This is a genomic window from Bradyrhizobium sp. SZCCHNR3119 (assembly GCF_032487775.1).
Taxonomy (GTDB): domain Bacteria; phylum Pseudomonadota; class Alphaproteobacteria; order Rhizobiales; family Xanthobacteraceae; genus Bradyrhizobium.
Window position 1 is genome coordinate 2,654,506 of sequence record NZ_JAUEUV010000001.1, and the last position, 11,887, is coordinate 2,666,392.

At 64.9% G+C, this 11,887-nt stretch carries 8 protein-coding genes and 1 riboswitch; of the genes, 2 read left to right on the forward strand and 6 right to left on the reverse strand.

The genetic code is table 11. The features are described from left to right. Positions 1–24: 24 nt before the first annotated feature. Positions 25–1,782 carry a gamma-glutamyltransferase gene (gene ggt / locus QX034_RS12430; protein WP_315702300.1) on the reverse strand — a complete coding sequence of 586 codons (1,758 nt, stop codon included), beginning with the start codon at positions 1,780–1,782 and terminating at the stop codon, positions 25–27. A gap of 101 nt (positions 1,783–1,883) precedes the next feature. Between ggt and QX034_RS12435 the strand changes: the two genes are divergently transcribed. Further along, positions 1,884–3,293, forward strand: coding sequence for an MFS transporter (locus QX034_RS12435; protein WP_315702299.1), 1,410 nt, complete (start codon positions 1,884–1,886; stop codon positions 3,291–3,293). A 119-nt stretch (positions 3,294–3,412) separates the two neighbouring features. Here QX034_RS12435 and purH read toward each other — a convergent pair whose 3' ends face one another. From purH to QX034_RS12450, 3 genes are all read right to left on the reverse strand, one after another. Beyond that, the gene (purH, locus tag QX034_RS12440) at positions 3,413–5,005 is read right to left on the reverse strand and encodes a bifunctional phosphoribosylaminoimidazolecarboxamide formyltransferase/IMP cyclohydrolase (protein ID WP_315702298.1); all 1,593 of its coding nucleotides are present in this window, start codon (positions 5,003–5,005) and stop codon (positions 3,413–3,415) included. Between the two features lie 23 nt (positions 5,006–5,028). Then, positions 5,029–5,109: riboswitch (ZMP/ZTP riboswitch) on the reverse strand. A 53-nt stretch (positions 5,110–5,162) separates the two neighbouring features. Continuing rightward, on the reverse strand, positions 5,163–6,857 hold the full coding sequence (locus QX034_RS12445; protein WP_315702297.1) for a heparinase II/III family protein: 1,695 nt from the start codon (positions 6,855–6,857) through the stop codon (positions 5,163–5,165). Between the two features lie 264 nt (positions 6,858–7,121). Further along, on the reverse strand, positions 7,122–8,471 hold the full coding sequence (locus tag QX034_RS12450; protein WP_315702296.1) for an RsmB/NOP family class I SAM-dependent RNA methyltransferase: 1,350 nt from the start codon (positions 8,469–8,471) through the stop codon (positions 7,122–7,124). 197 nt (positions 8,472–8,668) lie between these two features. On the opposite strand from QX034_RS12450, the gene QX034_RS12455 reads away from it, so the two are divergent. Continuing rightward, positions 8,669–8,887, forward strand: a complete 219-nt coding sequence (locus tag QX034_RS12455; RefSeq protein WP_315702295.1) for a DUF1674 domain-containing protein — start codon at positions 8,669–8,671, stop codon at positions 8,885–8,887. Between the two features lie 29 nt (positions 8,888–8,916). Here QX034_RS12455 and QX034_RS12460 read toward each other — a convergent pair whose 3' ends face one another. Both QX034_RS12460 and acs read right to left on the reverse strand, forming a co-directional pair. Continuing rightward, the gene (locus tag QX034_RS12460; RefSeq protein WP_315702294.1) at positions 8,917–9,429 is read right to left on the reverse strand and encodes a L,D-transpeptidase; all 513 of its coding nucleotides are present in this window, start codon (positions 9,427–9,429) and stop codon (positions 8,917–8,919) included. Positions 9,430–9,674: 245 nt separating this feature from the next. Then, positions 9,675–11,627: an acetate--CoA ligase gene (acs, locus tag QX034_RS12465; protein WP_315761568.1), complete on the reverse strand. Its 1,953-nt coding sequence runs from the start codon at positions 11,625–11,627 to the stop codon at positions 9,675–9,677. Positions 11,628–11,887 lie beyond the last annotated feature (260 nt).

Here is an 11,887-nt window from a genome sequence, read left to right on the forward strand (position 1 = left end):
GGAGCCGGCCAGCGGCGCATGGCGCTACTGTCCGGCTGCCGTTGCGCCACGCGTGCGGGGGTCGGACGCACCAATCAGACCGTCAGCGGTCACCAGGATCGAATTGGCCGACGTCTGGCCCATCGGCTCCACAATCCGATGCCCCCTCGCTTTCAGCTCAGCAAGAACCTCTTCGGGAAAGCCGCGCTCCACCCGAACCTCATCAGGCATCCACTGATGATGCAGGCGCGGCGCGGCCACAGCGGCGGCGACGTCCATATGATAATCCAGCACGTCGACGACCACCTGCAGCACGGTCGAGATGATGCGGCTGCCGCCCGGCGAGCCCGTCACCAGCACCGGATTGCCATCCTTCAGCACGATGGTCGGCGACATCGATGACAGTGGTCGCTTGCCTGGTCCGGGCAGATTGGCCTCGAAGCCGACAAGACCGAACGCATTGGACGCGCCGGGCGCCGCGGTGAAATCGTCGAGCTCGTTGTTGAGCAGCACGCCGGTGCCATCGGCCACAAGTCCGACCCCGTATGGGAAATTCAGCGTATAGGTGTTGCTGACCGCGTTACCGTCATTGTCGACCACCGAAAAATGCGTCGTATTGTTGCCTTCGCGCAACGGCGCCACGCGCAGCACGGCATCGGCCGGCGTCGCACGATCCGGGTCGATGCTCGCGCGTTGCCTGGCCGCATAGTCTTTCGACAACATCACCGAAACGGGCGCATCGACGAAGGCGGGATCGCCGAGATAGCGCGCGCGGTCGGCATAGGCGCGCTTCATCGCCTCGATCAAAAGGTGCAGCGAGGCCGCCGAGCCCTGCTTCAGTTCATCGAGGTGAAAGCCTTCGAGGATGTTCAGCGTCTCGATCAGCACAGTGCCGCCGGAGGACGGCAGGGGCATCGAGACGATGTCATAGCCGCGATATGTGCCGCGCACGGGTTGCCGGATCACGGGTTGATACGATTTTAGATCATCGACCGCGATGATGCCACCAGCCTCCTGCACAGCTTTTGCCAGCTTCGCCGCCACGGCACCTTCGTAGAAGCCGCGCGGTCCCTGCTCGGCGATGGCGGTGAGCGTTGCGGCCAGATCGCTCTGGACCAGCCTGTCGCCCTCGTGCAGCGGCGTGCCGTCCGCGCCTGCAAAGATCTTTGCTGAAGCCGGCCACTTTCCGATCCTCGAATAAAATAATGGCAACGTATCCGCGACGTGTCCTTCGACCACGAAGCCGTCGCGTGCGAGCACAATGGCGGGATGGACGAGCTGCGCCAGCGTGAACTTGCCCGAGCCATATTTTTCCAGCGCGAGCGCCAAGCCTGCGACCGTGCCGGGCACGCCGATCGACAGCGCCGAGTCGCGCGACTTCGCATTATCGGGCTTGCCGTCGGCGCCGAGGAACATATCGCGCGTCGCAGCACCCGGCGCCGTCTCGCGGTAGTCGATTGCGATATCCTCTTTGCGCTGCTTCAGATGGATGACCATGAAGCCGCCACCGCCGATATTGCCGGCAGTCGGATAAGTGACGGCCAGCGCAAACCCGGTCGCCACCGCCGCATCGACTGCATTGCCGCCGAGCGCAAGCACGCCCTGCCCGACCCAGGCCGCAATCTTCTCCTGCGCGACCACCATGCCATGAGCAGGCGGTTGGACCGGCGCTGTCACGCCCGACGGCAGCGGTGCATGCAGGCTGTAACTCTGGGCATCCAGCGCTGCTGCCGGGATCACTCCGGCGAGGAGCAGGCCGATGCCCGCCAGGATTGTCCGTCGATTGATTGTGAGAGAGAGCATCAAAATTCCGCCGCGGCTGACATCCAGTGAACGCCACGGATGCTATAGCCCTCAAGCCCCGGCGCAAAACGCGAGGCCGTGATCGTGAAGGACATTTTGGAATGACTGTGACCTCAATGATCTCAGGCAACGAGGCTGTCCAGCGAACCTATCCACCGCCCAGGGCGGTCGTGAGCTGGATCTTTTTCGATTGGGCAGCCCAGCCTTATTTCACCTTGATCATGACCTTCGTCTTCGCACCCTATTTCGCCGCGCATGTCGCGCCTGATCCGGCGAGCGGCCAGGCGCTGTGGGGCTTCGCCACGGCCGCCGCCGGCATTGTCATTGCAGTTCTGTCGCCCGTGCTCGGAGCGATCGCCGACGCCACCGGCCGGCGAAAGCCGTGGATCGCAGCTTTCGGTGCGATGCTGGTGGTCGGCTCGGCGCTGATGTGGATCGGCCGGCCGCATGCGCCCGAACTGATCACTCCACTTTTGATCGCTTATGTGATCGCGACGATCGGCGTCGAATTCGCCACCGTATTCAACAATGCGATGATGCCGACGCTGGTGCCGCCGGAGCGAATCGGACGCCTGTCCGGCACCGGCTGGGCCACCGGCTATATCGGCGGCATCCTCTCTCTCATTCTTGTGCTCGGCTTCCTCGCCGCCAATCCTGACAGCGGCCGCACCTTGTTCGGGCTGAAACCTCTGTTCGGCCTCGATCCCGTCAGTCATCAGGGCGATCGCATCTCTGGCCCATTGACGGGGATCTGGTTCGTCGTGTTCGTGCTGCCGATGTTTCTGTTCACGCCGGATTATCCGGCGCGACATCGGCTCGGTCCGGCGTTGCGCAAAGGAGTGGCTGAGCTGAAGGAGACCTTGCGCACGCTACCGCAACAGCGTGCGATTGCGCTCTTCCTGATTGCGAACATGATCTACACCGACGGGCTGGTCTCGCTGTTCGCCTTCGGCGGCATCTATGCCGCCGGCACTTTCGGCTGGAACACGATCCAGATCGGCACGTTCGGCATCATCCTCGCGATTGCCGGCGCCTTTGGTGGCTGGATCGGCGGCAAGCTCGACGATGCCTTGGGCCCGAAGACCGTGATCACCGGCAGCATGACGCTACTGCTCGCGGCCATCGTCGGCATTCTCTCGGTCAGCAGGCATTCGATCCTGTTCATCCCGGTCGGGCCACCCGAGCCGGGCGGCGCGCTGTTCGCATCCGCGCCCGAGCGCGCCTATCTCCTGCTCGGTTGTGTGATCGGCACCTGCGGCGCGCCGCTGCAGGCGGCATCGCGCTCGCTCCTGATCCGGATGGCGCCGAGAGAACGCATCGCGCAATATTTCGGCCTGTTCGCGCTGACCGGGAAAGTGACCTCGTTCATCGGCCCGCTGCTGATCGGCATCGTCACTGCGGCAACTGCCAGCCAGAAAGCGGGCATGGCAGTGTTGGTGATGTTCTTCGCAGCCGGACTGGTGCTGCTGGCGCGGGTTAATCCCGCTTCACCATCCCGGCCCAGCGCGTGAACGAGCGCGAGCCATACTGCATCATCCATCAGCGAGCGCCGGTGTTCGACGCCGCAGCTGCCACGATGACCGCCCCGTGACTATGTGCCCCCGCTTTCGCGGGGGCACATAGAAGTGCGTCAATGCCGGAAGTGCCTGATCCCGGTGAACACCATCGCGATCCCGTGCTCCTCAGCGGCCTTGATGACCTCGTCGTCGCGCATCGAGCCGCCGGGCTGAACCACAGCCGTGGCGCCGGCCTCGATGCAGGCCAGCATGCCGTCCGCAAACGGGAAGAACGCATCTGACGCGACCACCGAGCCTTTCGTCAAAGGCTCGGCAAGCTTCAGCTCGGCGGCTGCATCGAGCGCCTTGCGCGCGGCAATGCGTGCCGAATCCACCCGGCTCATCTGGCCCGCGCCGATGCCCACCGTGGCGGAATCCTTCGCGTAGATGATGGTGTTCGACTTCACATGCTTGGCGACGCGGAAGGCAAAGCGGAGGTCACGCAACTCAGCCTCGGTCGGCACGCGCTTGGTGACGACCTTGAGCGCCATGTCGTCGATCACGGCATTGTCGCGGCTCTGCACCAGCAAACCGCCCGCCACCGTTTTCGCAGTTAGCCCAGGCGCGCGCGGGTCGGGCAGGCCGCCTGCGAGCAGCAGGCGGAGATTCTTACGGCCGGCGATGATCGCGATCGCCTCTTCCGTTGCATCGGGCGCGATGATGACTTCGGTGAAGATGCCGGTGATGGCTCGGGCCGTCTCGGCATCCAAGGTCCGGTTCATCGCGATGATGCCGCCGAACGCCGAGGTCGAGTCGCATGCCAATGCCTTCTGATAGGCGGTGACGAGATCCGGCCCCTCGGCGACGCCACAAGGATTGGCGTGCTTGACGATGACGCAGGCCGCAGTGCGCGCCGGATCGAACTCGGCGATGCATTCATAGGCCGCATCGGTGTCATTGATGTTGTTGTAGGAGAGCTCCTTGCCCTGAAGCTGGCGCGCCGTAGCGACGCCGGGCCGCCGGCCGGGCAGCGCATAGAAGGCCGCTTGCTGATGCGGGTTTTCGCCGTAGCGCAGTGCCTGGATCAGACGGCCGCCGAAGGCGCGATAATCCGGCTTATCGTTCTGGATCGTCGCGTTGAACCAGTTGGAGATCGCAGCGTCGTAGGCCGCGGTGCGCGCATAGGCTTTCGCCGCAAGCTTCCGGCGCAGCAGCAGCGTGGTCGCGCCATCATGTCGGGCAAGCTCATCCAGCACCGCCTGATAATCCTGCACGTCAACGACGACCGCGACATCGTCATGGTTCTTGGCCGCAGCGCGGATCATCGCCGGGCCGCCGATATCGATGTTCTCGATGCAGTCGGCGAAGTCGGCGCCTTTCTCGACCGTGGCTTCGAACGGATAGAGATTGACGATCAGGAGATCGATCGGCGCAATGCCATGCTTCTTCATCGCATCGACATGCTCGGCGTTGCCGCGGATGGCGAGCAGTCCGCCGTGGACTTTCGGATGCAGGGTCTTGACCCGTCCATCCATCATCTCGGGGAAGCCGGTGAGGTCGGACACATCGGCCACCTTCAGGCCGGCTGCGGCGATGGCCTTCGCGGTGCCGCCGGTCGACACCAGCTCGACGCCACGGGCGGCGAGCGAACGGGCGAAATCGACGAGGCCGGTCTTGTCGGAAACGGAAAGAAGCGCGCGGGTTACGCGGCGAAGCTGGTCGGTCATGGGCAGAGTCCTGTTGCAGGAGTTCAATTTGCCCAGGCGCACGGCGGTCCAACCCGCGCTCCCCGATGGTGCTCCATCCAAAGTCGCCAGTCGCGCGAGAGCCGAGTCCTTATCAGCTTTTGGCGTCCGCGACAACGGGCACCGGCGATGCCATCATTCAGAGCGGCAATTCCGGCTCGCGCCGCGCATTCCGCCGCGCACTGGTCTCGGCAGGCGACGCCGACGAGCGCACGAAGCTCCAGCGGATCGAGTCCGTCTGGCGCACCTCCTGCCGGATCACGATCTGGGTGGTCCGGCGCGGACCGTCATTGCCGGCCAGGAAGACGCTGTCCTCGAGGTCGATGCGGTCATCGTCCATGGTCTCGAAGGTCCAGACCTCGCGGTTGGGCAGTACCAGCATGGCGCCGCGGCCGTCGCTGAGCCGGCTGGCCTTCACCGCGGGATGCAAGTGAAAGCGGATCGTATAATCGGAACCGCCACCACGCAGGCGCGCGCCCTGCGCCGGAGTGACCGTGTCCTCGCCGTCGAGCCGCGCTCCATCGTCGGCCACCATCAGGACGCGGCGGTGGATCAAGCCGAACTTGGCGGCATAGCCATTGTGCGAGGTCGACAGCACGGTGCCTTCGGCCACTGCCTCCCGCAGATTTTCCACGCGGGTTGGCCCGGATACGATCGGCGCGCCATGCAGGAGCCGCTTCACTGCCGACATCTCGACGAACTGGCAGGACGAGGTGTTGTGATAGGTCAGGGTCGAATGCGCCACCGTGCTGCGGGCAAACGCCCGCCAGTTGTCGCGGCCGTTGGAAGGCATGCCGCAATTGATGACGATGCGGCAGATGCCGGACGACAGTTCGAAAGCAAGACAGCCGGCATGGGCGTCGTGGCTGAGATGCGGCGGCGGCGGCAGTCCGGTATCCACGATCACCGTCATGGCGCCGGCATCCAGCCGCTGGAACCCCGAATGCGGCATGCTCGCCATCGGGGTGCCGTAGGTGTCGTCATAGGCGAGCAGCGTCGCCAGGAGGTCGGACGGCGTCGCGCCCATGCCGTTGAACAGCGCCATGTTGCCGTCGCCATGGCGGAAGAACCGCAGCATCGGCATCATGCGGTCGATCGCATTCAGGAGCGCCGGTGGCGGCGCGATGTTACGCGCGGCGAAGGTCTGCCGCAGCGGCAGCAGATCGATCAGAAGATCGATCAGCGCGCCGGGATTGCGGGAGACGTGGCCGCCATCGGGCAGGACCTGGCGCTGCAGTTCGTCGGAAAGTTTGCGGCTGGTGCCGCGGATCTGCTTGGACTGATTGGCAAGGCACAAGGCCGCATAGCACAGCGCAATCGATACCTGCAGCCGCGGCACCCCATCGGGGATATCGATCGTGCCATAGCGAAGGTAGCGGATCTCTCGGGCGAGGCCACGCAGATAGCGGCGATAGAATTTGCCGTCGGAATCCGCAAGCACCAGGGGCGCCTGCGACAGAAGCGAGATCACTCGGCGCGCCAGCACATCGGCGCGGCGGCTGACGGGGTGCCGGCCGATCTGATTGGTGATCCAGTCGTCGACCAAAGCACGGGCATTGGCACGGGTCAGGGCGGTGTCCGCGGCACGCAGATGCCGCAACCAGCCGAACCCGAGCAGCGCCACCTCCCAATCCTCCGAGGGCGGCTCGAGGTCGAAGATCGAGCGACCATGGCAGGTGACGATCTTGCCGGCGAACACGAAACGACCGGCGTAGATTTCCGCAGCACGGGTTGCATCCGCCGTCCGCAGATCATGTGGGGCGATGATGAGCCGGTCGGCGCGGCCCGGCCACAAGGCAGACAGGGACACCGCCAGGCCGCTCGCATGCGCCATCAGGCTGCGCGCGAAGCGGCCCAAAACCAGCGTCGATATGCGTCTCGTCTGAGCGGCGGACACGCCTTGCCTTGAGGTGAGGAGGAATCTTCAGCGAAGCCTTACTAGATCGGAAATGCCGCTGATGCACCATTTCGGCCTCGCCGAAAGCTGCCGGTCAGCGCAAAAATCTGGTGCAAAATCAGGATTTAACTAAGGGTTTCACTCTAGCACCCAGACCACGCTACCGCCAGCAGTTCCACACCTGGTAAACGCCAGCGCAGCTCAGCTGCGCCGTTCGAGCCGGGCCGCGTAGAAGCCGTCGAGCCCGCCGAGCCGGGGATCCTGATGCGGCAGATGGCAGGGCAGCGTGCGCAAATCGCCGGCCGGCGTCACGATCTCGCTCAATCCCGCCACCTCGCCAGGTGTGACAGGTATGCGGCGAAGCCCGCTCTCGCCGGCGAGAAAGCTCTCAACCATCTGTTCGCCCTCTTCCGGCTCCAACGAACAGGTGCAGTAGACCAGCGTCCCGCCCGGCTTCAGCAGGCTCATCGCCTTGTGCAGCAGGCGCTTCTGCAAGACGGACAAGGCCGCGATCTCCTGCTCCTGGCGAAGCCAGCCGACATCCGGATGGCGGCGGATCGTGCCGGTGGAGGTACAGGGCGCATCGACCAGAATGGCGTCGAAGCTGTCGCCCGCCGGCTGCCACTCCGCGGCATCGGCGACGACCGATTCGATCTCGAGTTGCAGCCGGGTCATGTTGTCCTTGAGGCGCGCCATGCGGCCGGGGGAGCGGTCGACCGCGGTCACTCGGGCGCCGCCATGCGCGAGCTGCGCGGTCTTGCCGCCCGGCGCCGCGCAAAGATCGGCCACGCTCTTTCCGGCGACATCCCCAAACAGCCGAGCCGGCAGCGCCGCAGCGGCGTCCTGCACCCACCACTGCCCCTCGGCAAAGCCCGGCAGCACGGTCACCGAACCATGCAGGAGCGTCCTGACGGTATCGGTCGGCAATACCTCGCCATGGAGGCGCGCGGCCCACTGCGCGGGTTCGGATTTGACCGTGAGATCGAGCGAGGGCTCGTTACCGAGCGCAGCGGCGATGTCCTTCGCGGTCGCCTCGCCATAATGAGCGATCCAGCGCTTCAGGAGCCAGGGCGCGACGTCGAGCGCCTGGCCTTTGACCTCCTCGACGATGCCTGCACCTTCGCGGGCACAACGGCGCAACACCGCATTGACGAGGCCCGCATATTTCGCCGCGCGCCGGTCGGCCTGGACCAGCCGCACCGAGAGGTCGACCGCCGCATGGTCCGGCACGTCCATCCAGAGGATCTGGGCAGCCCCGATCAAGAGCGCGCTCTGCGCCCGCGGCGCATCGGTCGGAACACCGCGATCGAGCAGGCGGGACAAGAGATGGCCGAGCGTGCCCAGCCGGCGCAAAGTGGTCGCCACCAGGCGACGCATCAGGGCGCGGTCCCGGTCGGCGAGCTGCTTCAGGCCCGGGTGTGCGCCGGCGCCGTCGAGCTGGTCGTCCAGCGTCCGATGTTTGTGTAAAACCCCGTCGATAACGTCTGCTGCGATCCGCCGTGCGGCCAAGCCGGGCACTTCGGAGGGGGTCGCAAATCGCGGTGGAGGCATGCTGGAGCGTCACTCGCAGAAAAAGAAGGCAGTTCCGCGGGCGATCCGGCGCATGCCAATGAGAGCTGTCGGCACCTCTGCCACGGGAATATGCCGAATATAAGAAGCCGCTCTGCTATTTTAACCCTGTCACTTCACCTCCGGGCACACGATCTGATGATATCGGCCGCAAGCCGGTTCAAGCGGGACACGACACCATGAGCGACCATCCTTCCACGCCGGCGGCACCTCCCGGCGATACCGCACGCAAGCCCCTGACGCCCGCCGCCCAGCGCGCGCTCGCCGAGGCCGAGGAGCGGCGGCGGCAGGCCGCCGAGCACGCCAAGGCCATGCCGAGGGAGCTGCAAGGCCCCAAGGGGCCGGAGCCGACCCGCTACGGCGACTGGGAGCGCAAGGGCATCGCCTCCGACTTTTGAGCTTGGCGCCGGAGCCCCAGCGCAAGCGATTATTGCGCGACCACGACCGTGGTCCCGATCGACACGCGATCATAGAGGTCGGTGATGTCGGCGTTCAGCATCCGGATGCAACCATAAGACACGTAGCCGCCCACCGAGTTCGGCAAATTGGTGCCATGGATCGCATATTCGCCGCCGGCCAAGGTCATTGCCGCGACTCCCATCGGATTCCGCGGCGAGCCGCCCGGAATCACGTCGGGAATGTTCGGCTTGTCGCGCTTGACGTCGGCGGGCGGCGCCCAGGCCGGGTATCTGTACTTGCCCTCGATCGAGGTGGTGCCCGCCCACTGCTTGCCGGCCTTGCCGACGCCGACCGGATAGCGCATGGCGTGCTCGCCATCGAGAATGAGGTAGAGATGGCGCTCGTGGGTCCTCACCACGATCGTACCCGGCGAATATTGGCCGCTCATCCCTACCAGCTCCGGCCGCGCCTCGGCCGCACCCGTCGCCGCAAGTCCCGCCCCGATGGTGACGGCCAGCGTCACCGCAATTCCCTTCAGCATCGTCGCTCGCCCCTTTGCCTCGGCGCGCCCTCGCGTCCGGGAATTTCAAGACGCGCCAACACCTGCAAGGCCGACCGCCCCGAACGCGCAGAGATTTTGCCGAACCGCGTTTACCAGCTGGTTTCCGCGCGACAGCTCGGCGGGGTCGAGGAATGAAGATTTTCAACCTAAAGTAAATGATTCAAAAACAACACTCGCGCGGAAATTGCCGCGCGAGGCCGAAATCGTGAGCAGGAGGCCCGGTCTCAGGCCTGCTTCTCCTTGCGGTTCTGCCGGTGCGTGACGAGGTCGTCGACCACGGCGGGATCGGCCAGCGTCGAGGTGTCGCCGAGCGCACCCGGCTCGTCCTCGGCGATCTTGCGCAGGATACGGCGCATGATCTTGCCCGAGCGGGTCTTCGGCAGACCTGGCGCGAACTGGATCTGATCCGGCGAGGCGATCGGACCGATCTCCTTGCGGACCCAGCCCACGAGTTCCTTGCGCAGCTCCTCGCTCGGCTGCTCACCTGCCATCAGAGTCACATAGGCGTAGATGCCCTGGCCCTTGATGTCATGGGGATAGCCGACCACGGCGGCTTCCGAGACCTTGGGATGCGCCACCAGCGCGCTCTCGACCTCGGCGGTACCCATGCGGTGGCCAGAGACATTGATGACGTCGTCGACGCGGCCGGTGATCCAGTAATAGCCGTCGGCGTCGCGCCGGCAGCCGTCGCCGGTGAAGTACTTGCCCTTGTAGGTCGAGAAATAGGTCATCTCGAAGCGGGCGTGATCGCCATAGACGGTGCGCATCTGTCCGGGCCAGGAGCGCGTCAGGCACAGATTGCCGGTCGCCTCGCCTTCCAGCGTCTTGCCCTCGGCATCGACGATCTCCGGCACCACGCCGAAGAACGGCAACGTCGCCGATCCCGGCTTCAGCTTGGTCGCGCCCGGCAGCGGCGTGATCAGGATGCCGCCGGTCTCGGTCTGCCACCAGGTATCGACGATCGGGCAGCGGTCCTCGCCGACGACGCGGTGATACCATTCCCAGGCTTCCGGATTGATCGGCTCGCCGACCGAACCCAGCAGCCGCAGGCTCGCGCGCGAGGTCTTCTTCACCGGCTCGTCGCCGCCTTGCATCAGCGCGCGGATCGCGGTCGGCGCGGTGTAGAAGATGTTGACCTTGTGCTTGTCGATCACGTTCCAGAAACGGGAGTTGTCCGGATAGTTCGGGACGCCTTCGAACATCAGCGTGGTCGCGCCATTCGCCAGCGGCCCATAGAGAATGTAGCTGTGGCCGGTGACCCAGCCGACATCGGCCGTGCACCAGTAGATATCGCCATCATGATAGTCGAACACGTATTGGTGCGTGATCGAGGCATAGACCAGATAGCCGCCGGTGGTGTGCAGCACGCCCTTGGGCTGGCCGGTCGAGCCTGAGGTGTAGAGAATGAACAGCGGGTCCTCGGCGTGCATATGCTCGCACGGGCACTCCGTCGTCACGACCTCGGCGGCCTCGTGATACCAGAAGTCGCGGCTCGGCTTCATCTCGACATGACCGCCGGTGCGCTTGACCACGACCACCCAATCGACGCCCTCGACCTTGTTCAGGGCGGCGTCGACATTGGCCTTCAGCGGCACCTTCTTGCCGCCGCGCAGGCCCTCATCCGCAGTGATGATGATCTTGGACTGGCAGTCCTTGATGCGCTGGGCAAGGCTGTCCGGGGAAAAGCCCGCAAACACCACCGAATGGATCGCGCCGATCCGCGCGCAGGCCAGCATGGCATAGGCCGCTTCCGGGATCATCGGCAGGTAGATGGTGACGCGGTCGCCCTTCTTGACGTTCCGGTTCCGCAGGATGTTGGCCATCTTGCAGACTTCGTCGTGCAACTCACGATAGGTGATGTGGCGGCTCTGCGACGGATCGTCGCCCTCCCAGATGATCGCGGTCTGGTCGCCGCGGGTGGCGAGATGGCGGTCGATGCAGTTGTAGGCGGCGTTCAGAACGCCATCCTCGAACCATTTGATCGAGATGTTGCCGGGCGCGAACGAGGTGTGCTCGATCTTCGTCGGCGCCTTGTACCAGTCGACGCGCTTGGCCTGCTCGGCCCAGAAGCCGTTCGGATCGGAGATGGAGCGGGCGTACATCTCGCGATATTTCGCGTCGTTGATGAAGGCGCGTTTCGCCCAATCGGCAGACACGTCGTAGATCTTCTCGGACATTTAATCCTCCACCCTGCGGCTTGCAGATCGGCACTGCGCAAGCCGTCGTTATTGCCACTATGCGTCCGCGTAACCGGCACCGACAAGTAAAGACAAGTTGGACCTTCGACGGGGAGGCAGCCATGCGCCCGATCAAGGATCGTGCGCCGAGATTGCGGCCGTGAGCGGCCCCCGCGCGTCGCCGCGGCGTCAAGGTTACCCCGAATGGCTGCCATGAAAGGGTAATTTGGAACCGTTTTGCCCAATTTTCGGGACTCGCT

Coding starts and splice junctions, on each gene's coding strand:
- ggt (WP_315702300.1), bottom strand. CDS start 1,782: ATGCTCTCTCTCACAATCAATCGACGGACAATCCTGGCGGGCATCGGC.
- QX034_RS12435 (WP_315702299.1), top strand. CDS start 1,884: ATGACTGTGACCTCAATGATCTCAGGCAACGAGGCTGTCCAGCGAACC.
- purH (WP_315702298.1), bottom strand. CDS start 5,005: ATGACCGACCAGCTTCGCCGCGTAACCCGCGCGCTTCTTTCCGTTTCC.
- QX034_RS12445 (WP_315702297.1), bottom strand. CDS start 6,857: ATGGCGCATGCGAGCGGCCTGGCGGTGTCCCTGTCTGCCTTGTGGCCG.
- QX034_RS12450 (WP_315702296.1), bottom strand. CDS start 8,471: ATGCCTCCACCGCGATTTGCGACCCCCTCCGAAGTGCCCGGCTTGGCC.
- QX034_RS12455 (WP_315702295.1), top strand. CDS start 8,669: ATGAGCGACCATCCTTCCACGCCGGCGGCACCTCCCGGCGATACCGCA.
- QX034_RS12460 (WP_315702294.1), bottom strand. CDS start 9,429: ATGCTGAAGGGAATTGCGGTGACGCTGGCCGTCACCATCGGGGCGGGA.
- acs (WP_315761568.1), bottom strand. CDS start 11,627: ATGTCCGAGAAGATCTACGACGTGTCTGCCGATTGGGCGAAACGCGCC.